This window comes from Duganella lactea (genome assembly GCF_009857505.1).
Lineage (GTDB): Bacteria > Pseudomonadota > Gammaproteobacteria > Burkholderiales > Burkholderiaceae_D > Rugamonas > Rugamonas lactea.
This window is the reverse complement of record NZ_WWCP01000014.1, coordinates 44,645-67,357: the sequence shown is the minus strand read 5'-3', so window position 1 is coordinate 67,357 and position 22,713 is coordinate 44,645. Positions and strand designations below refer to the sequence as shown.

18 protein-coding genes and 1 tRNA gene are annotated in these 22,713 nt (G+C 62.1%); 11 read left to right on the top strand and 8 right to left on the bottom strand.

From position 1 onward, the window contains the following. Positions 1–26 precede the first annotated feature (26 nt). A complete protein-coding gene (locus GTP44_RS13315; RefSeq protein WP_160991525.1) occupies positions 27–581 on the bottom strand; it encodes a flavodoxin family protein in 555 nt (184 codons plus the stop codon). Between the two features lie 301 nt (positions 582–882). Between GTP44_RS13315 and GTP44_RS13310 the strand changes: the two genes are divergently transcribed. The 3 genes from GTP44_RS13310 (at position 883) to GTP44_RS13300 (ending at position 4,326) form a co-directional block, all read left to right on the top strand. Further along, positions 883–1,581 carry a DUF3334 family protein gene (locus tag GTP44_RS13310; RefSeq protein WP_161019820.1) on the top strand — a complete coding sequence of 233 codons (699 nt, stop codon included), beginning with the start codon at positions 883–885 and terminating at the stop codon, positions 1,579–1,581. Between the two features lie 411 nt (positions 1,582–1,992). Continuing rightward, positions 1,993–4,191: a TonB-dependent receptor gene (locus GTP44_RS13305; protein WP_161019819.1), complete on the top strand. Its 2,199-nt coding sequence runs from the start codon at positions 1,993–1,995 to the stop codon at positions 4,189–4,191. 59 nt (positions 4,192–4,250) lie between these two features. Continuing rightward, positions 4,251–4,326 (top strand) — tRNA-Asn (locus GTP44_RS13300). Between the two features lie 74 nt (positions 4,327–4,400). Here GTP44_RS13300 and GTP44_RS13295 read toward each other — a convergent pair. Next, a complete protein-coding gene (locus GTP44_RS13295) occupies positions 4,401–4,730 on the bottom strand; it encodes a DUF2322 family protein (RefSeq protein ID WP_161019818.1) in 330 nt (109 codons plus the stop codon). Between the two features lie 195 nt (positions 4,731–4,925). On the opposite strand from GTP44_RS13295, the gene GTP44_RS13290 reads away from it, so the two are divergent. Next, a complete protein-coding gene (locus GTP44_RS13290; protein WP_161019817.1) occupies positions 4,926–6,326 on the top strand; it encodes a hypothetical protein in 1,401 nt (466 codons plus the stop codon). Between the two features lie 52 nt (positions 6,327–6,378). On the opposite strand, the gene GTP44_RS13285 is transcribed toward GTP44_RS13290, so the two are convergent. From GTP44_RS13285 to GTP44_RS13275, 3 genes are all read right to left on the bottom strand, one after another. Then, positions 6,379–7,575 (bottom strand): cysteine dioxygenase, encoded by a 1,197-nt coding sequence (locus GTP44_RS13285; protein WP_160991520.1) that lies wholly within the window; start codon positions 7,573–7,575, stop codon positions 6,379–6,381. A gap of 159 nt (positions 7,576–7,734) precedes the next feature. Further along, positions 7,735–8,748 carry a glycoside hydrolase family 43 protein gene (locus tag GTP44_RS13280; protein ID WP_161019816.1) on the bottom strand — a complete coding sequence of 338 codons (1,014 nt, stop codon included), beginning with the start codon at positions 8,746–8,748 and terminating at the stop codon, positions 7,735–7,737. Between the two features lie 17 nt (positions 8,749–8,765). Beyond that, the gene (locus GTP44_RS13275) at positions 8,766–10,250 is read right to left on the bottom strand and encodes an MFS transporter (protein WP_160991518.1); all 1,485 of its coding nucleotides are present in this window, start codon (positions 10,248–10,250) and stop codon (positions 8,766–8,768) included. Between the two features lie 205 nt (positions 10,251–10,455). Here GTP44_RS13275 and GTP44_RS13270 point away from each other — a divergent pair, with 205 nt between their 5' ends. After that, positions 10,456–11,160 (top strand): glutathione S-transferase N-terminal domain-containing protein, encoded by a 705-nt coding sequence (locus GTP44_RS13270; protein WP_161019815.1) that lies wholly within the window; start codon positions 10,456–10,458, stop codon positions 11,158–11,160. Between the two features lie 3 nt (positions 11,161–11,163). Here the strand turns inward: GTP44_RS13270 and GTP44_RS13265 are convergent, their stop codons facing one another. Beyond that, entirely contained in the window at positions 11,164–11,898 is a 735-nt protein-coding gene (locus tag GTP44_RS13265; RefSeq protein WP_161019814.1) for a hypothetical protein, read from the bottom strand. A 102-nt stretch (positions 11,899–12,000) separates the two neighbouring features. Here GTP44_RS13265 and GTP44_RS13260 point away from each other — a divergent pair, with 102 nt between their 5' ends. The 4 genes from GTP44_RS13260 (at position 12,001) to GTP44_RS13245 (ending at position 18,366) form a co-directional block, all read left to right on the top strand. Then, positions 12,001–12,840, top strand: a complete 840-nt coding sequence (locus GTP44_RS13260) for a M15 family metallopeptidase (RefSeq protein ID WP_161019813.1) — start codon at positions 12,001–12,003, stop codon at positions 12,838–12,840. Between the two features lie 99 nt (positions 12,841–12,939). Further along, positions 12,940–16,641: a type VI secretion system membrane subunit TssM gene (tssM, locus tag GTP44_RS13255; protein WP_229256906.1), complete on the top strand. Its 3,702-nt coding sequence runs from the start codon at positions 12,940–12,942 to the stop codon at positions 16,639–16,641. Beyond that, positions 16,638–17,597 carry a type VI secretion system-associated protein TagF gene (gene tagF / locus GTP44_RS13250; protein WP_161019812.1) on the top strand — a complete coding sequence of 320 codons (960 nt, stop codon included), beginning with the start codon at positions 16,638–16,640 and terminating at the stop codon, positions 17,595–17,597. The genes tssM and tagF overlap by 4 nt, the downstream gene beginning before the upstream one ends. A gap of 13 nt (positions 17,598–17,610) precedes the next feature. Continuing rightward, a complete protein-coding gene (locus GTP44_RS13245; RefSeq protein WP_161019811.1) occupies positions 17,611–18,366 on the top strand; it encodes an OmpA family protein in 756 nt (251 codons plus the stop codon). Here GTP44_RS13245 and icmH read toward each other — a convergent pair whose 3' ends face one another. Then, positions 18,367–19,149: a type IVB secretion system protein IcmH/DotU gene (gene icmH / locus GTP44_RS13240; RefSeq protein ID WP_161019810.1), complete on the bottom strand. Its 783-nt coding sequence runs from the start codon at positions 19,147–19,149 to the stop codon at positions 18,367–18,369. Beyond that, positions 19,146–20,492: a type VI secretion system baseplate subunit TssK gene (gene tssK, locus GTP44_RS13235; protein WP_161019809.1), complete on the bottom strand. Its 1,347-nt coding sequence runs from the start codon at positions 20,490–20,492 to the stop codon at positions 19,146–19,148. The genes icmH and tssK overlap by 4 nt, the downstream gene beginning before the upstream one ends. Positions 20,493–20,681: 189 nt before the next feature. Here tssK and tssC point away from each other — a divergent pair, with 189 nt between their 5' ends. Both tssC and GTP44_RS13225 read left to right on the top strand, forming a co-directional pair. After that, entirely contained in the window at positions 20,682–22,157 is a 1,476-nt protein-coding gene (gene tssC / locus GTP44_RS13230; RefSeq protein WP_229256905.1) for a type VI secretion system contractile sheath large subunit, read from the top strand. Between the two features lie 28 nt (positions 22,158–22,185). After that, positions 22,186–22,677 (top strand): Hcp family type VI secretion system effector, encoded by a 492-nt coding sequence (locus GTP44_RS13225; protein ID WP_161019808.1) that lies wholly within the window; start codon positions 22,186–22,188, stop codon positions 22,675–22,677. The last annotated feature ends 36 nt before the right edge of the window (positions 22,678–22,713 follow it).

Genomic DNA, 22,713 nt, shown 5'->3' with positions numbered 1-22,713 from the left:
GGCGTCGCGCCGGCCGTGCTGTGCGCTTACTTCGCCAGGCGGGCGGCCACCTCGGCGATGCGCTTGCCGTAGGCTTTGGCGGTGTCCAGATCGCCTTGCGGGATTTCGTCGACGCTGGCGTCGGAGGGCGACTGCACCAGCGCGCCGACCGAGCCGCCGAGATTGTTCAGATCGGTGCGCTGCGCGGCCTTGGTGTTGGCCGGCGCCAGACCCAGGCTGACCCAGATGCCGCCGTGTTGCGAGGCCAGCGTTTGCAGGGCGATCAGCGAGACCTGCTTGTCGCCGTTGAAGCTGGCGCTGTTGGTGAAGCCGCCGAACACCTTGTCTTGCCAGCCGCGCGTGAACCATACCTTGGAGCTGGCGTCGGCAAACTTCTTGAACTGCCAGCTCGGGCTGCCCATATAGGTCGGCGTGCCGAACACGATGGCGTCGGCCGCCGCCAGTTTGTCCCAGCCGCCTTCCGGCAGATTGCCGTCCGCGTCAATGGCCAGCAGTTCGCCGCCGGCGCCCGCGCCGACATACTCGGCGACGCGCTGGGTGTGGCCGTAGCCGGAATGGTAGACAACAATAATCTTGCTCATAAAATCTCCTGGTGGATGGCGAAAGTGCAGTGTAGCGGATCGATGACGGACTGATAAGTACGCACGCCAAGGTTAGTGTCCCGGGCGCTTGCACCGCAATCGGCCGAAAGTCCCATTCGCCAGGCCCTGCCGCAGCAGCAGGGTGGTGGGTTTTTGCATATTGATACGTAAAATTCACAGAAATATACGAATCCGGTGGACGAGAATCTTGCACGTGGGTATTCTGAATCCTGTTTCCGCTCTGTGGGCGGAAGGCGAAGGTTTCATTTTTAGAATAAAGAATAAGTAAGAGGTAGAAGATATGAGCGGCGAAAACGAAGCGATTGTCTACGGCACGGACGACCTGTTGGTGAGTCTGTGCAACTCGGTGACCCGGGTGCTCAACGTGGCAACGCAAAGCAAGGTGCATTATTCCGGCATGGTGCAACGGATTACCAAGGTCGGCCTGAAGCCGGACATCGGCTGCTTCGTGCTGTTTGATGGCGGCTTCACCGGCCTGGTGGTGCTGAATTTCTCGGCCGAGACCGCGATGGAGATCTACGAGCGCTACATGCTGCACATGGGCATGCCGAAGTCCGAGCTGGCCAGCTCCCACACCTCGGACGAGGTGTCCAACATCATGGGCGAGCTGATGAACCAGATCGTCGGCGACTTCACCGGCAAGATCCGCCGCGAGCTGCAAACCAACATCACGCAGAATCAGCCGAAGATGCTGGTGCTGAACAAGCAGATCGTGCTCAGCGTCGATACCCCGCTGGACCGCCCCGAAATGCGCCGCGTCAGCTTCTACACTGAGAAGAGCAACATCTTCTACCTGGAGCTGGCGATCGACCGCACCGAGTTCATCCAGGTGAAAGACTTTCAGGCCGACGAGATCATCGATGCCGATGCGCTGCTGGACCAGGAGCGTGACGCGCACCACGGCGGCGGCGCGGCGCCGGCCGCCGCCGCTGCCGCTGACAGCGACGCCGACGAGTTGCTCAAGTCGCTCGGCATGTAATTCCCTCCGCCACGGCCAGCCGCGCGCTGGCCGTGGCGCCGGGTGTGGCATTTTTTCTACAGCCACCCCGTCGTATTTCCCCCACATGCCGTTGCGGCAATCTTCCTCCTCGCACCCGCTTGTCGGATCGCCGACACAGCTAAGCCACTGAATATTCAGTTATCGCCTATGCTTAACCGAATTTCTAACAGTTAAATCCGTTTCAGATATATTCGTCTTGCAATACACGGTATCAATCCCTGAAAATATCGGCTTTCAAAAAAGTCAGTGCACTATTGATAGCTGCCGCGACGGCGTACCCGCCCTTGCGCTACCACGATCACGTTAGATGACCGGGTGGTGACCGACAAAAGAGAAAGCAGGAGACACTGGTTTCTAACTCTTTGCACTACATTTAAATCGGGAAATTTGATGATCAAACTGTCGAAGATGCACCAGCGCGTACTCGCGCTGAGCGCCATTCTGCCTATCGGTTCGGCCCTGGCCCAGACCGACGCGGCCACCCCCCAGCCGCAGCTGGAAACCGTGACCGTGACCGCCCAGCGTCGCGTGGAAAACATCAAGGATGTGCCGGTCTCCGTGACCATGCTGAGCAACGAAAAACTGGACGTGCTGCTGTCCGGCGGCCAGGACATCCGTTTCCTGGCGGGCAAAGTGCCTTCGCTGAACGTGGAGTCGTCGAACGGCCGTACCTTCCCGCGCTTCTACATCCGCGGCTACGGCAACACCGACTTCTCGAACTTCGCTTCGCAGCCGGTGTCGCTGATCTATGACGACGTGGTGCAAGAGAACGGCATCCTGAAAGGCTACCCGGTGTTCGACGTGGCCGGCGTGGAAGTGCTGCGCGGCCCACAGGGCACGCTGTTCGGCCGCAACACCCCGGCCGGCGTGGTCAAGTTTGAATCGGCCAAGCCTAACCTGGACAAGGTCGAAGGCTACTACAGCCTGTCGTGGGCCACCCACAACACCACCAGCCTGGAAGCGGCCGCCAACATTCCGCTGTCGAGCGAATGGGCGATGCGCGTGTCCACGCTGCGCCAGCACCGCGACAACTTCGTTGACAACACCTATACCAACGAAAAAGACGCGCTGGAAGGCTACAACGAACACGCCGAGCGCGTGCAGTTCCTGTACAAGCCGAGCACCACTTTCAACGCGCTGTTCAACGTGCACTCGCGCACCACCGACGGCAGCGCGCGCCTGTTCCGCGCCAACGTCATCAAGAAGGGCACCAACGACCTGGCGGACGGCTACGACTTCACCAAGATCGCCACCAACGGCCTGAACTTCCAGAACCTGAAGACCAACGGCGCCAACGCCCGTCTGAGCTGGGATCTCGGTTCGGTCAAGCTGTTCTCGGTCACCGGCTACGAAGGCGTGGACAGCTACCTGACCCACGGCGACATCGACGGCGGCACGCCGAACGCCGGCCCGGGCTTCATTCCCTTCCAGGTGGAAACCGCCGGCGGCATCAACCAGCTGAAGCAGTACAGCCAGGAATTCCGCGTCGAATCGAAGAACGCGGGTCCGCTGAACTGGCAGGCCGGCGTCTACTACTTCAAGGAAAGTGTTGAAGCCTTCAACGACACTTTCAACACCACCAGCCACGCGCTGTCCTCGCGCCTGATCAGCCACCAGAACAACACCGCCTACGCGGCCTTCGGTTCGGTGACCTATGACGTGTCGAACGACTTCACGCTGCGTGGCGGCCTGCGCTACACCCACGACCAGAAGGACTTCCGCACCGTGTCGGCCTGGAACGTGATCCAGGTGGGCGCCACCGCCGTGGACGAGAGCAAGAACAAGGCGAACTGGGACCTGAGCGGCACCTACAAGCTCAACAAGGACGTCAGCACCTACGCCCGCGTCGCCACCGGCTTCCGCGCGCCATCGATCGCCGCCGCCTCGTCGTCGGTGCCGATCACCGTGGCCGATGCCGAAACCATCACCTCGATCGAAGCCGGCATCAAGGCTGACCTGTTCAACCGCCGCGCCCGCGCGTCGCTGAGTGTGTTCAACTACGAAGTCAAGAACCAGCAGCTGACCGTGGTCGGCGGCAACTCCAACGTGACCAAGCTGATCAATGCCGCCAAGACCGCCGGCCGCGGTATCGAAGGCGAGATCGAAGGCTTCGTGACGCCGGACTTCAAGGTCAGCCTGAGCGGTTCGTACAACCACACCGAGATCAAGGACCCGAGCCTGTACGTGCAGAAGTGCGCGCAGTGCACCATCACCGATCCGATCGGTGCCAACGGTCTGGTGTCGATCAACGGCAACCCGCTGCCGCAGGCCGCCAAGTACATCGTGAACGCCACGGCACGCTACAACTGGCCACTGGCGAACGGCAACCTGTTCGTGCTGACCGACTGGTCGTACCGTAGCAAGATCAACTACTTCCTGTACGAATCGGTTGAATTCACCGGCAAGCCGCTCACCGAAGGTGGCGTGCGCGTGGGTTACAACTGGGCGGACGGCAAGTACGAGCTGGCTGGCTACGTGCGTAACGTGACCAACACCGCGCGCGTCATCGGCGGCATCGACTTCAACAACCTGACCGGCTTCGTCAACGAGCCACGTCAGTTTGGTGTGCAGTTCCGCGGCGGTTTCTGATTTTAGTTTCCGCTCAGCCTAGACAGCTGAAAAATGGCCGTATATAATGCGGCCTCAATTCCCTGATAGCTCAGTCGGTAGAGCGACGGACTGTTAATCCGCAGGTCCCTGGTTCGAGTCCAGGTCGGGGAGCCAGAATAAAAAAGCCCAGCCTTTACCGGCTGGGCTTTTTGCATTTCACCGCGCATTCGCGGCGGGAAGGGACGCGCTTACAGGCTGTTCACCCGCAGGGTTTGCGCTGGCGTTTTAATGTTGAACAGACGATCAATGTTGGGATGTTTGCCTGGATTGTCGCGTGCATCTTGCGTGTGTTCGGCATAAATCTTCAAGCCAAGTTCCGCCGCTTCAGGCGTGATCGCGCCGAGCGTTTCCGCCAGCCAGCCATAGACCCGCAGCGATCCCGCCTGGCCCGGTTTGTTTTCGATCCTGGCCACCGTAGTGCCGGACGGGTCGACAAGTGCGATTGCCGCAACCGTCTCCATCAAGGGAAGCAGGGCCAGATTGTCTGAAAATTTATCGCTGAAGTTTGGGAGGTGCATGTGCGCTCTTTAAAATGTTCATGGGGTAAAAACGGTATTTTGTCATATCGCGTGTTTTGTTGGCGAGGGACAGACGGTGAATTCGCAGGTTGCTGTCCATGTTACATAGTGCGCATTTTCGCTCCTGTCGGGCATGCTAACGTTCTTTAAAACACAGAACGACTTTAGTAGTCCAACTCACCTGGGAGCACTCTTATGAAGCGAAAGTATCTCTTACGAACCGGTGTGCGCGCTGTAATCGGCATGTGTCTGTGCATGGCCGTGCCCGTGACTGTCTGGGCGCAGGCGGCCCCGTCAAATGCCCAAGCATGCTCCAGTGAGTTGGGCAAGCCACTGTTGGCCGTTGCGCCTAGGCCGGCTAATCCGCCGGACAGCAACGGCGGCTTTATCAATCGGATTGCATCGTGCAATATGTGGCAAAACTTCTTTTACCTGAACTGGCCCGCCCTGGCGGGCCAGGCAGGCGTGCCGAATATGCATGCGAAGTTTGGCGCGCCGGGTGCGACAGTGTGGCAGACGCTTGCCTCGCCCGACCAGGTGTTCTTGCCCAATGGGCAAAAACCAGCGCCCTGGGGGCGGTGGACGGTGGACGCCGCCATCCCGCCCGCCGTCGCCGAACAAGTCCGGGCCGGCAAGCTGCGCGTCTTGCGCCAGGTCGTCAAATTCGTGGGCGATGCCGGCAGGCTACACAGTATTGATCAGGTCGATGGCCTGGTGCTGTATGACCAGCAAACTAAGCCGGTTTATTACGAAGTGATGCTGAACAAGACGTTGTACGATTACATTGTCGCCAACGGTCTCTACGAGGCCAAGGCACAGGCGGCCTATGCGGCCAAAAAAGCGATTGCCCCGCCGGTCGGCTCCTTCGAGCTCAAGGCGGCCTGGAAAGTTTTGTCGGCGTCAGAAGTGACCGGCAAACGCTTCTTTACAACGCGCGCTTACGTCATTTCGCCCGGCGGGGAGGGCAGCGTGCAGACCGTAGGCCTTGCTGGGCTGCATATCTTTGCGGGCGGTGGTTCTGATACGCAGGGCAATTCGGCCGGCTTGTGGGCCACGTTCGCACAGGTCGACAATGCTCCGCTGTCAGGTCAGGTACAAGCGTCTACCAAGTACAACTTCTTCGATCCGGCATCCAATGCGGTACCTAATCTGCCCTCCAAGGTCAATGGCAAGCAGGTGCCTGCTCCCACACAGGTCACCCAGGTCTGGGAGGACGACGTTGATGCGGCCGCAGTGACGCGCTATGCGCAAAGCCTGATCACCGGCGTGAATCAGGACGCCCCTTGGCAGTACTACAAGCTCATCAATACGCAATGGACGAGGGGGGGCTACTCCGCGACGCCGCCGCTTCCACAGAATGCGCCCTTGCCGCTGAAGGGCTCGGCGGGCGAGCCGAATACGACGCAGTTGCTCAATCCCGTGCTTGAAACCTATATGCAGGTCACGCAGGTGAAGGACGCGACCCAGCGCAGCTGTATGGCTTGCCATGCCTATGCCCAGGTCGCTGATCAAAAGCAGAAGTTTGCGACCGGCTTCAGTTTCCTGTTCAGTCGCGCGCAGGCGGCTCCCGTAGGCGACGCCGATTCGTCCCGTTAAGCAAGGCGCAAGGGAAAGGAAAGCCCCGCGAGCAGCGGGGCTTTTTTATCGTTTAGCGCTGCATGGCCTTTTGCCATTCGTCCTGGATGGCTTGTTTGAACTCCAGATAGCCCCAGTCCGAATCGGGCAGGAAGTGTTTGATCGCGCCGTCTTCGATGTAATCGAAATACTCATAGTGCTGCAGGTCGTCGTTCGGATAGCGGTAGCACTGGATCGTCGCGCAGAAGCTGCCACCCTGCTTAGGCGACGGGTTTTGCAACTGGTGGATCTGGTAGTAGTCCGGCGTCAGGAAGGTGACCTCGCCCGCATGGGCAATCGTGCTGCCCCAGGGCTGCTCGATCGACGGGCTGAGGGCGCTGAACCAGGATACCTTGATTTGCCCATGCAGCACCTTGATCACGGCGCAGGCTTGGCCATGGTCGTGAATCGGCGAGCCGTTACCGGCCGGCCAGATTTCCAGCACATAGGGCTGGCCCGGTGAGTCGCCCATATTGCTGTCGAGGGTGACGCGCAGGTAGCCGAAGATGGGGTCTTTTTCCGCCAGCTTGTTGTAGCACAGCGCGCCCGGGGTGGTGATGGAATACTGGATCGCCTGGGCAAACTCCGGAAAGTCGGTCGGTGTCAGGTTGATGCCGGGACCGGACACGTTGGCATACAGCCGCTGGCATACTTCGGGCAGATCGTTGACCACGGAGGCGCTGTTGGCGGCGATGACTTCCATCGTGATGGCCGCGGCTGGAATGATGTGTGGGGATGGGTCGAGCGTGACGGGAATGTCCAGCACCTTGAGGTGCGCGGCTGTCGCACCCCGGATGGCGATGTTGCTGATGTCCTTGCTGTAACCGCTCAGGGGGCAAGCGCTCTGGTCCTCCCAGTTGAACTCGTACAGCATCAGGTCGCGCAACATCTCGCCTTTGCCGTAGCGGATGCGCTGGTTGTTCGTATCCAGGCTGACCCAATAGGGCAGGCTGACGCCGGGCCGGTTGAGCAGCAGCGCCGCTTCCTCTGATTGCGCCAGCACGGTGGTAACGCCACCGGCCTGGCTGCTGATACTGAATCGTTCCGCGCTGACAGCGACTTCCACCAAGCTGCCGTCAGCGCTGGCGAGGACGATGCGCAAGGTATTGTCGACCACGGTCGGATTGACCGATACCGTACCTTGTCCTTTGACCGGGAATACCGCCTCCTGTGGTGTGGCGACCGCGTAGTGCAGCCTGACGCGCGGGTTTCTGGTTTGCAGAGTGGCCATGTGTTGCGTCCTTTGCTTGGAAGTTGAGGAAGTGTGCAGCTAGCTCAACTATATAAGCTCGAACGGGGGAGAAAATGCGCGCATTGTCACCTGGCCGCAAAGGTCGCGCCCATAGCAAAACGCCCGAGCATGCGATCGGGCGTTTTGGCTTGGGGCAGCTTACTGGCCGCCGTAAGGCGAGATAGGCTTGATGTTGCCGTGCTCGTCGTAGAACAGCTCGGTCACCTTCACCGAGCGCAGGTGCGTGATGCCTTGGGACAGGCTGCTGTCGTGGTAGTACAGGAACCAGCGGCCTTCGAACTCGACGATCGAGTGGTGCGTGGTCCAGCCGATCACCGGCGTCAGGATCTGGCCCTGGTAGGTGAACGGGCCGTAGGGGCTGTCGCCGGTGGCGTAGCACAGCAAGTGGGTGTCGCCGGTCGAGTAGGAGAAATAGTACTTGCCGTTGTACTTGTGCATCCACGGGCCTTCGAAGTAGCGGCGGTCATGGTCCCCGGCCAGCAGCGGTTGGCCGTGCTCGTCCAGAATCTCCACCGCGCGCGGCGCCTCGGCCAGCGATGTCATGTCCTTTGACAGACGCGCCACGCGCGCGGTCAGCGCCGGCTGGTCGTCCGCCGGCTCCTCGTTGCCGTCGGCGTAGACGTTGTCGCGGTACTTCTGCAACTGGCCGCCCCAGATGCCGCCGAAGTACAGGTAGAACTCGCCCTGGTCCTCAAACACCGCCGGGTCGATCGAGTAGCTGCCTTCGATCGGCGTGGCCGCCGGCGTGAACGGGCCGGCCGGATGGTCGCCCACCGCCACGCCGATCTGGAAAATGCCGTCGGTCTTCTTGGCCGGGAAGTACAGATAGTATTTGCCGTCCTTGCGGGCCGCATCCGGCGCCCACATCTGGCGCTCGGCCCATGGCACGTCCTTCACATGCAGGGCGACGCCGTGGTCGGTGACCGGGCCGTCCGGCGTGGCCTGCGACAACACGTGGTAGTCCTCCATGCCGAAGTGGTCGCCGTTGTCGTTGAACGGAATGCCGGCTTCGATGTCGTGCGAAGGATAGATGTACAGCTTGCCGTCGAACACGTGGGCCGACGGATCGGCGGTGTAGATGTGCGTGACCAGCGGCTGCGAAATGGCGTGTTGCAGGGCCTGCTCTTCGGCGGGTGTCAGTGGTTCGGACATGGTGTGCCTTTATCGGTTCAGTTGGCGGCGGCGCGGCGGGCGAACAGTTCTTGTTCGATGGTGCGCTCGGTGGCCTTGTTGATGTGGTAGAAGTAGAGGATGGCCGCGCCCAGCAGGAACGGAATCGAGGCGTAGATGCTGATCGACACGCGAATGCCGTCCGCCACCACCGGCGATTGCTGGGTCAGTGTGCCGTCATAGCCGTAGCTCGACAGCAGCGCCGCGACCAGCGCACCACCGATGCTGAGGCCGGCCTTGAGGCCGAAGATCATCGCCGAGAACAGCAGGGCGGTGGCGCGGCGGTTGTTTTTCCATTCCGAGTAGTCGGCCACGTCGGCGATCATCGCCCACAGCAGCGGGATGGTGATGCCGTAGAAGAAGCCGTGCAGGATCTGCGCACCAAAGATCAGGCCGATCGAGGTCGGCGCGAAGCCGTAGAACACCAGCATGAACACGGTGGAGATAAACAGCGTCAGCGCATACACGTCGCGCTTGCCGAAGCGGTCGGCCAGCGATTTGGAGAAGCCGATGCCGACGATCATGCAGACGATGCCGGCGCCGTTGAACAGACTGAAGGCGGAGGTCGCCGGATCTTCCGGCCACTGGAACCTGGTCAGCCCGATGCTGTTGAGTGCCGCGTTCAGGTGCGCGATGAAGCCGTTGAAGCCGATGTCGTGGAGGAACTGCGCCAGCGCGGCCTGCTGCAGGTAGTCCTTGAAATAGTAGATGTACAGGCCGCCTTTCAGGGCCAGCGTAATGAAAACCAGAATGGTCAGCAGCAGCATCACCACCCACGGCTTGTTGCCAAGCAGGTCGGCGATGTCCTGGCGCACGCTGGAGCGCTGCGCGGCGGTCGGCACAATGCGCTCACGCGTGGTGAAGAAGGTGATCAGGAAGCAGATGGTGCCGGCCACGGCAAAGATGATCATGGTGTTCTGGAAGCCAGCCACCTTGTCGCCGCCGCCGAGGATCAGCACCAGCGGCAGCAGCAATACCTGGATGATCAGCTGGGCGATCATCACGGCGACGAAGCGGTAGGCCGACAGGCTGTTGCGCTCCTGCATGCTGCCGGTCAGCACGCCGCTCAGCGCCGAGTACGGCAGGTTGTTGGCCGAGTACACCAGCATCAGCATCAGGTAGGTCAGCGTGGCGTAGATGATCTTGCCGCGCTCGCCCAGGTCCGGCGTGCTGAAGGCGAGAATGGCGATCAGGCCGAACGGGACCGAGGTCCACAGCAGCCATGGGCGGAACTTGCCCCAGCGCGTGTTGGTACGGTCGGCCAGCAGCCCCATCAAGGGATTGAAACAGGCGCCCGCCAGACCGCCGAGGAAGATGATGGTGGCGGCGGCGTTGGCCGGAATCTTGTAGACGTCCGTGTAGAAAAACGCGATGAAGGTGAGCAGGGTCTGGAAGATCAGGTTGGCGGCCAGGTCGCCCAGGCTGTAGCCGATCTTTTCCGTGACCGAGAGTTTGCCCGTTGGGCTCGAAGTGGCGTTGGTCATGATGTCCGATATTGTTGTGTATGGCCGGGTCTCCACGGCGTTTTCATGGTATTACCATGCTGCGTTGCATCAAATGAATAGCGCAACCATTTCATTGTGACTTTTCTGACTATCAACGTCAAGCAGATTCATTTTCTGTCCGGGAGCATGTTTTGCGCGCTTGGTGGATAATCGCCGCATCGTTCATTCTGAAGGGTTTCGCATCATGACAGATTTGTCCGCATTTCCTATCGCCGGCAAGTGGCCGGCCCGGCATCCCGACCGTATCCAGCTGTACTCGCTGCCGACGCCGAATGGCGTCAAGGTATCGATAGTTCTGGAGGAAATGGGGCTGCCTTACGAGCCGCATCTGGTCAGCTTTGAGACCCAGGACCAGATGTCGCCGGAATTCCTGTCGCTGAATCCGAATAACAAGATTCCGGCCATCATCGATCCAAACGGGCCAGACGGCAAGCCGTTGCCGCTGTTCGAGTCGGGCGCGATTTTGCTGTACCTCGCCGAGAAGACCGGAAAATTGCTGCCCAAGGATGCCGCCGGCCGCTACGAGACCATCCAGTGGCTGATGTTCCAGGTGGGCGGGGTTGGTCCGATGTTTGGCCAGTTGGGCTTCTTCCACAAGTTCGCCGGCAAGGAGTATGAGGACAAGCGCCCGCGCGACCGCTATGTCCATGAATCGCGGCGCCTGCTGGGCGTGCTGGAGCAGCGCATGGCTGGCCGCCAGTGGCTGATGGGCGACGAGTACACCATTGCCGACATCGCCGTCTGGCCGTGGGTGCGCAACCTGGTGGGCCACTACGGCGCCGGCGAGCTGGTGGAATTCGGCAAGTTCCCGAATCTGCGGCGCGTGCTGGATGCCTTCGTTGCGCGTCCGGCGGTGGCGAAAGGCCTGGAGATTCCGCAGCGCGGCTGATCTTCAATGCGCGGGGACGCGGCAGGCGGCGTCGGTTTCCCAACGTCCTGAGCAGATGCGGGAGCGGCAGAGCATGCCTTCGATCATGCCGAGCTGCTTGCAGCGGGCCAGCAGTTGTGCGGTGGTGTCGCCGTCCTGACGTTCGACGATGTCCCGGCTGCGTTCGGGTGACACCAAGGCGGGTTTGCCTGCATGGGCGACCAGCGCCGTCAGCAGCGTGACGTCGGTGTCGACGCCGGTTGGCGTTGGCGATTTGGCGACCGGTGGGCGTGCCGTTGGCCCCGCTGGCTTGTGGGGCGCTGCGCGTGAAGGGGCCGGCGCGGCGGCGGTGGCTATCGCGGCGGTTGGAACGGTGTCGGGCCCGCTGCTGATTGTGGCGCTGGTGGCAACATGATCCGCCGTGGCCGGCTCATTGATGATGGCCGCCGCTACGCCTGTCGCCGCTTCCTCGTGTGTCGCCGGGATGGTTCTGGCCGGTAGCGCTGTGCTGGGCGCCGCTGTGGATGCCGCGGAACGAAACGTCTGCGGCGTAATCCGGTTGTCATGCATCAGCCATGCCACGCTGCACATTACCAGTAGCAGCGCACACAATCCTATCGTCCAGCCATCGATGGTCCAGCCCGCCGCACGCACCGCGATGGCCGGCGTGCGCGGACCATGCTCCAGTTGCGCCAGAATGCGCTTGTCCACCGCCGCGCGTGGCGAGGCGGTCAGCAAATCAGGTTTCGACGTTTCCACAATTTCCCCCTCGCATTTGATCTGGCCGGTATCACCTTGCTGCGAACGGCCTACGATGAAGTGTCCTGTCTGTGGCGTTGGCCCGTTTTGATGGAGCGCACCATGTTTCTCTTTTCTATGTTGTTGTTCTTTGTATTGACGTGTTTTTGCGCCTGGCTGTTGCTGTTTCCCGCCGGGCGCGAGGGGGTAATGCAGTCGGTCGGCGCGGCGGGGCGCCGCGTGGGCCGGCATTTACGCGGCGGCGCACGTCAGGGGGCTCAGCAGGCCGTGGTGCTGGGACGGGACGCCGGCGGCACGGTGCGTCAAGCGCTGCAATTTCTCGGGCGTCGCTGGCCGCTGCTGCTGGCCGTCTCGATATTGCTGGTGGTGCCGCCGCTGCTGGCGCTGATGCTCAGCGGCCGCGGCATGCTGTCCGGTTACGACAGCGACACCCACGCCATCAACGATCAGATCGCCGGTCTGCTGCAAGGGGAGCAGCTGACCGCGCCGGCGCCACCGCCGCCACTGGCGTTCGCCACCGCCGAAGTCACGCTGGTGCGGCCGATGCTGGACAGTGCCAACCGCAACTGGCAACTGCTGGACCCGGCATTCGCGCAGCGGCTGCTGCTGGTCTTCAAGATCATGAAAGAGCGCCATGGCTATGACATGGCCATCCTCGAAGGCTATCGCAGCCCAGAGCGGCAGAATACGCTGGCCGCCGCCGGTCCCAGCGTCACCAACGCCAAGGCCTTCCAGAGCTACCATCAGTTCGGCCTGGCGGCGGACTGCGCCTTCCTGCGCGACGGCAAACTGCTGATTTCCGAGAAAGATCCATGGGCGATGCGCGGCTACCAGCTGTACGGCGTGGTCGCCGAGGCCGCCGGCCTGACCTGGGGCGGCCGCTGGACCATGATGGACTTCGGTCATGCCGAGCTGCGCGTGGCTGGGACCGTAAAGAAATAAGCGCCATTGTTTTTGCGCAAGAGTTACCGGTTTTATTGGTGGCAACATGCATCGGTCCGCCCGTCGCCTGGGCGCCGCCGTGTTCGCCGGACACCATCTATGCTGCGCAGACTCTGGAGCTTCCTGACCGACAGCCGCAACCTCACCATCATGGGTTTGATGGCGATGGCGGCCTTCTTCTATCTCGGCGCGCAAGTGCTGGAGCTGGCGCTGATCTGGGCGCTGGGGGCGACCGCCGTCATGCTGGCGCTGGCGGGCGCGGTGTGGGGCTGGCGCCGTTGGCGGGCGCGGCGCGAATCGGAGCAACTGGGCGAGGCCATTGGCCGGCCGGAGCCCGCCGCCGATCCCTCCGCCGCCGAGGTCAAGGCGATCCGGGATGCGATGCTGAAAGCGATCGACACCATCAAGGGTTCCAAGCTGGGCATCGTCGCCGGCACGCGCGCCTTGTACGAACTGCCCTGGTACATGATCATCGGGAATCCGGCGGCCGGCAAAAGCACGGCGATCACCAACTCCGGCCTGCAGTTCCCCTTCGCCGACGGCAAGGTGCTGCAGGGTGTGGGCGGCACGCGCAACTGCGACTGGTTCTTTACCACTGAAGGCATTCTGCTCGATACCGCTGGCCGCTACTCGGTGCAGGACGAACACCGGGCGGAGTGGCACGGCTTTCTGGATCTGTTGAAGAAGTACCGGCGCCGGGCACCGGTCAACGGCATCATCATCGCCGTCAGCATCGCGGAGCTGCGCGGTGACGATCCGGAGGCCGGCATCAAGCTGGCGCGTAGCCTGCGCAAGCGCGTGCAGGACCTGATCGAGCGGCTGGAGGTGTTTGCGCCGGTGTACGTGGTGTTTACCAAGGCGGACCTGATCGCGGGCTTCGGCGAATTCTTCGCCCAATCGGAACGCGCGGAACGTGAACGGGTGTGGGGCGCCACCATGCCGTATCAACGCAAGACCGGCAGCCAGCAGGTGTTGGCCTTCTTCGATAACGCTTTCGATGAGCTGTGCGATGGCCTGAAGGCGCTGAGCATCGCCACCATGGGCCAGCAACGGCGCGAGCGCATGGAGCCTGGCGTGTTCACCTTCCCGCTGGAGTTCTCGACGATCCGCGCGCCGCTGCGTGCTTTTCTGGTGACGCTGTTCGAAGAAAATCCGTTTCAGTTCAAGCCCGTATTCCGCGGCTTCTACTTCACCAGCGCCTTGCAGGAAGGGATGCCGATGAGCGAGCAGTCGCAGCGTGTCGCCAAGCGCTTCGCGCTGGCCGCGCCGGATGCGGCGGCGGTGGCCGGCGCGGGCCATTCCGGCTTCTTCCTGCTGAACCTTTTTCGCAAGGTGATCTTCGCTGACAGGGACCTGGTGTCGCAATACGCCAGCAAGAACAAGCTGCGGCTGAAGTATGCGGCCTTCTTTGGTGCCGTGCTGCTGCTGGGCGCCTCGCTGGGCGGCTGGAGCTGGTCCTACATGGGCAACCGTCAACTGGTCAGCAATGTGCAGGCGGACCTCGACAAGGTGATCAAGCTGCAGGCCAAGCGTCTGGACCTGCAATCACGGCTGGAGGCGCTGGAAATTATCCAGGACCGCATCGGACAACTGGAAAAATATCGTGAATCGCGACCATGGTCGCTGCGCATGGGACTCTACCAGGGCGAGACGCTGGAACGCAAGCTGCGCGAGGAATACTTCGCCGGCGTGAAGAGTGTGATGCTGACGCCGGTGGTGGAAAACCTGGAGGCGCTGCTGACCGAAATGAATGCGCACCCCGGTGAGCTGCAACCTTCCGGCGCACCGCGTCCGCCGGAAGGCGGGCAGTTCCAGCAAGCCTCACCGACCAATGTGGATGACGTCTACAACGCGCTGAAAAGTTATCTGATGCTGGCCGATAAATCCCACGCCGAGGCGAGCCACCTGAATGACCAGTTGCCGCGTCACTGGCGCGCGTGGCTGGAGCAGAATCGCGGCGCCATGCCGCGCGAGCAGATGATCCAGAGCGCCGAGCGCCTGATGACATTCTATCTGGCGCAGCTTCCCGATCCGGCATGGCCGCGCATCGACCTGAAGCTGGCGCTGATGGATCAGTCGCGCGAGAATCTGCGTCGGGTGGTGCGCGGCATGCCTGCGCGTGAGCGCGTGTACGCCGATATCCGCGCCCGCGCCAACACGCGCTTCGCCGCGATGACGGTGGCGCGCATGGTGGGCGAGGCGGATCAGACTCTGGTCACCGGCAGCCACGCGGTGCCGGGGGCGTACACCCGCGAAGCCTGGGAGAACTTCGTGCAGGATGCTTTCCGCAATGCGGCCAACCGCGAACTGCAAAGCACGGACTGGGTGCTCAAGAGCGCCGCGCGCGACGATCTGACGCTGGAGGGCAGTCCGGAGCAAATCCAGAAAGGGCTGAGCGACTTGTACAAGGCCGATTACGCGCGCGAGTGGCAGAAGTTTGTGCAGGGTGTGAGCATCGCCAACCTGAATGGCTTTGATGCCGCCGTGACGGCGATGAACCGGTTGGGCGATCCGCAGTCCTCGCCGTTGTCCAAGCTGCTGGCGGCTATTTATCAGCAGACTTCCTGGGATAACCCGACGGTGACCAGCACGCAGGTAAAGGAGGCGCAGACGGGCTTCATCAGCTGGATCAAGTACAGTGTGTTGCGCCGCTCGCCGGCGCAGATCAATATCAATCTGTCGGCGGACCGGCCGGCCGCCGGCCTGGGGCCAGTGGGACGCGAGTTCGCCGGCATCGGCAAGCTGGTGGCGGCCAAGGATAAGGATGCGTCGTTGATGCGGGCCTACATGGACGTGCTGTCCAAGTTGCGAGGCCGTCTGAATCAGCTGAAGAACCAGGGCGATCCCGGCCCCGGCGCGCGCCAGTTCATGCAGCAAACCCTGGAGGGGAGTGGATCGGAATTGGCTGACGCGCTGCGCTATGTGGACGAGCAGATGTTGACCGGGATGACGGAGGCGCAGAAGCTGGCGATTCGCCCGTTGCTGGTGCGGCCGCTGATGCAAACCTTCGCGGTGCTGGTGGTGCCGGCGGAGGCGGAGATCAACAAGACCTGGCTGGCGCAGGTCTACGAGCCGTTCCAGCAAATGCTGGCCAACAAGTATCCGTTCTCGCCGACCGCGCGCATCGAGGCGGCCAGCACGGAGATTGCGCAGTTTTTCGGACCGGATGGACTGGTGGCGAAGTTCGCCACCACCACGCTGGGCCCATTGGTGCTGCGGCGCGGCGACGTGCTGGCGCCGCGCACCTGGGCTGATATGGGCATCACGCTGTCGTCGCAGACGATACAGCGATTTCCCGGCTGGGTGGCGCCGATAGGCGCGGGTGGCTTGGCTCCGGCGTCGGTGGCGCAGACGGTGTTTCAGATCCAGCCTATGCCGGCGCCGGGAACGCTGGAATATACGGTGGAGATAGATGGCCAGCAGCTGCGCTACCGGAATACCCCGGTACAGTGGGCGAACATGGTGCATCCGAGTCCGCAGGGTGCACCGGGGGCGCGGATTTCGGCGGTGGCGCTGGATGGTCGTAGCGTCGATGTGTTCAACGAACCGGGGCAGTTTGGCCTGAAGCGCATGATCGATGTGGCGGCAAAGCAGAAGCGCGATGGCGGGGTGTTTGAACTGCGCTGGACCAGCGGCGCGATCACGGTGTCCATGGGGCTGAAGATTATCAGCAGTCCGGAAAGCGGCGCCAGCGCGCCGCAGGACCAAGGCTTCCACGGCATGCGTCTGCCTGAAACCATTGTTGGCGCGCCGCCGGAACCATCGGTAGCGGCGACGGCGCAAGTGGGAGCGGCGCAATGAAGCGCGGTGCGCAGGCGGTGCGCATCGGCTACTTCGGCAAGCTGCCGACGCGGGCGGATTTCATCAAGAGTGCGGATAACGTCGCCCTGGCTGGTCTGCTGGACGACTGGCTGGCCGAAGTCATGAATGTGTTGAGCGCGGACCCGCGCTGGAAGTTGAAATACGACGCCATGCAGCCGCTGAGTTTTGCCTTCGTCGGCACCCGCAGCCGGCGCGCCATCGCCGGAAGTCTGGCCGCCAGCAGCGACAGCTCCCAGCGCCGCTATCCGTTTCTGACCATGACCGCCATCGAGGTGGCAACGCCCGCCACCTTCCTCCCCCGCAGCCCGTTGATCCTCGCACCGCTGTGGGATGAACTGAATCTGCGCGGTGCGGAGGTGTTCTCCGCCGCCGATCCCGACGCCGCCTTGCAGGCCTTGTCCACTGCCCGCATCGACATCGATGAGCAGCACGATGAGGCCTTTCTCGACTTCCTTGATTGCCACAACATCGGCGCACTGGAGGCCTTGCTGTCCAGCGCCTCTGTGCGCCGGACGATCCTGGCTATCGGCCTGTTGCTACAGCCGGTGCGTCGCAGCGGCGCCGAACGGCTGGACAAAAGCCTGGTGCTGCCGCTGCCGCAGGCAGGCCGCCAGCGCTATCTGGTGGCCGCCTTCTGGCTGGACCTGATTGCGCCATTTCTGCAGCCATCCGATTTTGAACTCAGCCTGTTCGTCGCCGAGCTGGCCGGCCGTCCGTCACTGATCATCGGTTTCGGCGGCGCCGCTTCGGAAACGCTGGCCGCCATCATCGATCCGCAAAGCGCAGCCGATCACCAGATCAGCTTCGACTACGCCGGCTGGGTTGACGAACTGATTGCCGGCGACCCGGATGTGCAAAAACTCTCGGCCTATCTCGAACAAGGCCAGCTCTCGCTGCGCTCGGCACAAGCGCTGTTCCATGAAACCTTCGTCTGAAAGGAGCCCCGCCATGCGCAGGCAAATGATCGTGATCGCACTGCTGTCGGCCAGCACTTGGGCGGTAGCACAAATGCCAGGCCAGATTCTGGTCACCGGCGCCGTACCGGACGAGGGTAGCAAGGCGGCCTTGCTGGCCAGCGTGCGCGCGCTGTACGGCGCCGAGCGCGTGGTCGACCAGGTGACCATCGCCCAGGTGTCGCTGCCGCCAAACTGGAACGGCTACGTGCAAAAGCTGATCGCGCCGAATCTGAAGCTGATCAGCAAAGGCGAACTGAAAATCGACGGCACCAACGTCACCGTGCGCGGCGAGGTGGCCAATGAAGCGCAGCGGCAGCAGATCGCCAGCGACATCGCCACCAGCCTCAATCCCAATTACACTGTCAACAACGGCCTGCGTGTAAGCGCCGCCGAGCAGAATTTGCTGGACGACACACTGGCCAGGCGCATTATCGAATTCGACAGCGGCAAGGCGACGCTGACACCATCCGGCCAGGCCATCCTCGACGACATGGCCGGCGCGCTGCAAAAGGTCAAGGGCAAGAAAGTGGAGGTGATCGGCCACACCGACAACGTTGGCCTTCGCGACACCAATCTGGCGCTCAGCCAGGCGCGCGCCGAGGCGGTGCGCACTTACCTGGCCGTAAAGGGCATCAGCCAGGACATGGTGCTGGTATCCGGTCAGGGGCCAGACCGCCCCGTGGCCGACAACACCAAGGCGGATGGCCGGGCGCGGAATCGCCGCATCGAGTTCCGCGTGGCGCAATAGTCAGGGCAGGGTGATGGTCACGTAGGCGGGGCGCGGCGCCAGCTTGACCAAGCCCGAATAAGTCGCCAGCGTCTCCTCGGTGGAGTGCGACAGGGCCGCTTCCAGCCCGATGTACGCCCCCAGGGCAAGCACGCCAAACACCGCCGACACCGCCCAAAGCGGCGTATTGGAACGCAGCTTGTGCACAATCTGGTCGGGTCGTTCCGCCTGCGGCGCAAAGCCCTTGCTCTTGCCCTGCATGTGCGCGATCTCGTCGCCCAAACGTGCGGTGAGATAGGCCAGTTTGTCGCTGGCGTCCAGCGCATACTTGCCGCGAAAGCCGATCAACAGGCACATATGAAACACCTGCAGCGCCGGCAGCCTGGAGCCGCCGGCGCTGCGCAGCGCTTCGAGCCGGTCGAAGAAGTGCTCGCCCGCCAGTTGGTCGCCAAAGATTACCAGTTGCAGCGGACGGCGCTCCCATGCCAGCCGCATCGGAAACTGCGACGACAGGATGATTTCATCCAGCGCGGCGCAAAACGCATACTTGGCGGCGTCGATATCTTCGCCCTGTGCGCGCAGCTTGAGTGCCTCCCGGTCGAACTCCGCCAGGTAGGCGGTAATGGTGTCGAGGAAGGGGGCCTCGCCGGGCGGCACGCTGCCGTTCTTCAGCATGAACAGCAGGTAGAAGCCCTCCTGCAGCAGGTCGAGCAGCGTTTGTACGTGGTCGTATCCTGGCTGGATCTGTTTGCGCTGGCCGCCCATCAGCGTTGGAATGGCGCGGCGTTCGACTTGGGACGTCATGCTGTCACCGCGATCAGGTTGAGGCGCAGGTCGCGTATGCCGGCCGGCACGTAGATCGAGATCGACTGCGCTTTGAGCATCTGTTCATATAACATGCCTTTACCCTCCAGTGCGAAGTAATAGGTATCCGGTTGAACCGGGATCGCCGCCGGTACTTGCGGCGCATGCGCCAGCTTCACGCCCGGCATCGCTGACAGCACGCATTTCTCCACATCGTCGGGCGCGCCGACCTTGACGCGCAACGGCACCACCTCCACCAGTTCCAGCGCCGGCAACGCGGCGCTGACGGCAAGGTACAGCGTGGTCCGCTGATCGATCTTGCCGGAATCGAGCTTGCCCAGGTGGTAGCTGGGTTTCTCTTCGGTGAGCGCGATGGAGAAGTATTTGGTCGAGATGACCGTGTCCAGCAGGTCGCGGATGATGCCGTCCAGCGGCGCGAAGCACTGCGCCGGATCTTCGTGCAGGTAGCCCGGCAGGTCGATCAGCGCGTACTGTTTTGAGTAGGTCATCATCGCGCCCGCCAGCGCGAGCAGCGCCTCGAACAATCGCTCCGGATGCAGCTCGGGATTGCGCGTGTAATGCATCAGCGCCGCCGCCGATGTGCTGACGGTGTGCAGCAGCCAGAATGACGACACATCGCCGGAGCGGAATTCGATCACATTACGGCTAGGTTCACGCATGTGGCCTTGCAGCGATTGCACCTTGGCTTGCAGTGCGTCCAGCAGCCGGTCCAGCATGGCCTTGAGCGCTGGCGTACCGGCGATCGACAGACCTGGCGGGATGAACGAAGGATCGGGCTCGAAGCCACCGGTGACTGTGCGCCGCAGTCGTATCACCGGCACGCACTCGAATGCGCCCAGCGGCTCAAGGTCCGACAGCAGCCGCACCGAGCTTTTCAGAAAAGTGACCTCGGCGCCGACGGCTTGTGTGTAAAGGTCCGCCATGTCGCGGCTGTCCTGGCCGTAGCGCGCGCCGCTATGCGGCTCGCCGATGGACGCGGCATTGCCGCCGCCGGGCGCCAGCGAGGGCAGGGCGGCATGCCAGGTCACTTCCAGCACGCTGTCGGGGATGCGTGACAGGTCCACCGTTGGCGGTAGCGGCGTGCTGAATGGCGCGTCGATGATCTCGCCGTCACGGAAAATCAACGACAGCGATTCAAGCCGCAGCTTCCCCGCCTTCAGCGCATCCCAATCCCAGGTCATTTCGCGCACCCCCCAAAGGTAGGGATGCAGCGCCTGCAAGGTGTGATGCAAGCGGGCTTCGTGATACTGGTCCTGCTGTTGGAAATGCTGCGGGCGCAGGAACAAGCCTTCGCCCCACAGTACCTTGGATGGAATGCTCATGCTTTCTCCTTTGTTGATTCGCTGGTACCGATCCCTATCCATCCATTAGAGCGAAAGCCGCGATGCTTATGTTTGAGTAGGCGCAAGCAAAGGGAAAAGAAGACCCTGCTTGAGTAAGCGCAATTGATGATGCCTGCATTTCATGAATACTGGCCATCTTCTCACCTGGTTAGCAAAAGGAGAAAACCGATGGGCATTTCCACATCAACGCTGCCTTGCATCGCGAGCCTGCTGCTGTTGACAGCATGCGCGACGGATGGCGTCAGCGTGCGTACTGAGAAACCGCAAGCCGCAACACTGGAGAACGCACTCGCGGACGCCGACACCGCGCTGGCTTCGGGACAGACCGACAAGGCGCAAGGCATCCTGAAAAGTGCCGCCGCCAACTATCCCGCCGACAAAACGCCCTGGCTGCAGATCGCACAGATCAAGTTTGACCGCGCCAGCTACGGCGAGGCGATCCTGAATGCGCAGGAGGCATTGCAGCGCGATCCGGCCGACAAGCTGGGGAACAGCATCATCGCCGTTAGTGGCCTTCGCCTGTCGACCAAGGCGCTGTCAGACCTGAGCAAGCAAAACAACCTGAGTGGTTCGCTGCGCTCCGAAGCGCAGGATCTGGCCAAGCTGCTGCGCACCAGTCTTGGCGAGGATGTACTGGTGGGCGACTTTGAAATTTCGCGGCAGCCGGAAGACATGTATTTCATCGAGCAGATGTCGCACGTGGCGGCGGCCTCGCACGCGCCCTTCATCACGGCCGCCTCGCCCGAGCTGTTTGGCCTGGAAAGTTATGGCGACTTGTCCAAGCCGCGCGACCTGTCGAAAGTATTCGACACAGTGGAGTACGCGAAGTGGAAGGCATTCCGTGAATCCGAAGATTCGCGCTACGTCGGCCTGACGCTGCCGCGTTTCCTCGGCCGCCTGCCATTCAATCCGGTCGACGGCACCACGGTGGAAGGGTTTAATTTTGTCGAAGAGGTGGACGGCAGCGATCACCAGAAATACCTGTGGTGTAACGCCACGTACGCCTTTGGCGCCAAACTGACCATGGCCTTCGACGATTTCGGCTGGTGCGCGGCGATTCGCGGCGTGGAAGGTGGTGGCCTGGTGGACGACTTGCCGACACACACCTTCAAGACCGGCGAGGGCGAGGTGGCGCTCAAGTGCCCGACCGAAGTCGCCATCACCGACCGCCGCGAGAAGGAGTTGAGCGACCTTGGCTTCATCTCGCTGGTCCACTGCAAAAACACGGCTTATGCCGCCTTCTTCGGCGCACAGTCGGCGCAGAAGGCGAAGAAGTACAACAGCGAGGCGGCCAACGCCAACGCTGTCCTGTCCTCGCAACTGCAGTACATCTTCGCCGTTTCGCGGATTGCTCACTACATGAAAGCCATGATGCGCGATAAGGTGGGCAGCTTCGCGTCCGCCTCCAACGTCGAGGACTTCCTCAACCGCTGGCTGATGAAGTACGTCCTGCTGGACGATAACGCCAGCCAGGAACAGAAGGCGCAGTTCCCGCTGCGCGAGGCCTCGGTGCAGGTGCAGGAGGTGGCCGGCCGCCCCGGCGTGTACCGCGCGGTGTCGTTCCTGCGTCCGCATTTTCAGCTCGACGAGTTGTCCGTTTCACTCCGTCTGGTCGCGGAGCTGCCGCAATCGACCAATCACTAATCTCTCAACAAACCTAGAGGAGCATGCAATGGCAATCGACGTATATCTGTACATTGACGGCATCAAGGGCGAATCCAATGACGACCGCCACAAGGACTGGATCGAGTGCAAATCGGTCAGCTTCGGCGTGGAGCAGCCCAGGTCCGCCACCGCTTCCACCGGTGGCGGCCACACGGCGGAGCGTTGCGAGCATCGCGATATCGTCATCTCCAAGCTGGCCGACCTGGCATCGCCCATCCTGCTGCAAACCTGCTCGGCAGGTCGCACCATCCCCAAGGCCAGGTTCGAGTTCATGCGGGCCGATGCCCAGGGCGAGCGCGTGAAGTACTACGAGATCGAAATCGAGAATGTGCTGATCGGCGCGGTCTCGCCGTCGGTGGAGGAAGGCGACATCCTGACCGAGGACGTGGCATTCAAATTCTCCAAAATCAAGTGGAAGTACACGCAGCAGAAAATCAGCGGCGGCTCCGGCGGCAACACCTCCGGTGGTTGGGACCTGTCGGCCAACCGCGTCGTCTGATTTTTTCGTGCCCGCGACGGCATCATGGTGAACCTT

Coding starts and splice junctions, on each gene's coding strand:
- GTP44_RS13315 (WP_160991525.1), bottom strand. CDS start 581: ATGAGCAAGATTATTGTTGTCTACCATTCCGGCTACGGCCACACCCAG.
- GTP44_RS13310 (WP_161019820.1), top strand. CDS start 883: ATGAGCGGCGAAAACGAAGCGATTGTCTACGGCACGGACGACCTGTTG.
- GTP44_RS13305 (WP_161019819.1), top strand. CDS start 1,993: ATGATCAAACTGTCGAAGATGCACCAGCGCGTACTCGCGCTGAGCGCC.
- GTP44_RS13295 (WP_161019818.1), bottom strand. CDS start 4,730: ATGCACCTCCCAAACTTCAGCGATAAATTTTCAGACAATCTGGCCCTG.
- GTP44_RS13290 (WP_161019817.1), top strand. CDS start 4,926: ATGAAGCGAAAGTATCTCTTACGAACCGGTGTGCGCGCTGTAATCGGC.
- GTP44_RS13285 (WP_160991520.1), bottom strand. CDS start 7,575: ATGGCCACTCTGCAAACCAGAAACCCGCGCGTCAGGCTGCACTACGCG.
- GTP44_RS13280 (WP_161019816.1), bottom strand. CDS start 8,748: ATGTCCGAACCACTGACACCCGCCGAAGAGCAGGCCCTGCAACACGCC.
- GTP44_RS13275 (WP_160991518.1), bottom strand. CDS start 10,250: ATGACCAACGCCACTTCGAGCCCAACGGGCAAACTCTCGGTCACGGAA.
- GTP44_RS13270 (WP_161019815.1), top strand. CDS start 10,456: ATGACAGATTTGTCCGCATTTCCTATCGCCGGCAAGTGGCCGGCCCGG.
- GTP44_RS13260 (WP_161019813.1), top strand. CDS start 12,001: ATGTTTCTCTTTTCTATGTTGTTGTTCTTTGTATTGACGTGTTTTTGC.
- tssM (WP_229256906.1), top strand. CDS start 12,940: ATGCTGCGCAGACTCTGGAGCTTCCTGACCGACAGCCGCAACCTCACC.
- tagF (WP_161019812.1), top strand. CDS start 16,638: ATGAAGCGCGGTGCGCAGGCGGTGCGCATCGGCTACTTCGGCAAGCTG.
- GTP44_RS13245 (WP_161019811.1), top strand. CDS start 17,611: ATGCGCAGGCAAATGATCGTGATCGCACTGCTGTCGGCCAGCACTTGG.
- icmH (WP_161019810.1), bottom strand. CDS start 19,149: ATGACGTCCCAAGTCGAACGCCGCGCCATTCCAACGCTGATGGGCGGC.
- tssK (WP_161019809.1), bottom strand. CDS start 20,492: ATGAGCATTCCATCCAAGGTACTGTGGGGCGAAGGCTTGTTCCTGCGC.
- tssC (WP_229256905.1), top strand. CDS start 20,682: ATGGGCATTTCCACATCAACGCTGCCTTGCATCGCGAGCCTGCTGCTG.
- GTP44_RS13225 (WP_161019808.1), top strand. CDS start 22,186: ATGGCAATCGACGTATATCTGTACATTGACGGCATCAAGGGCGAATCC.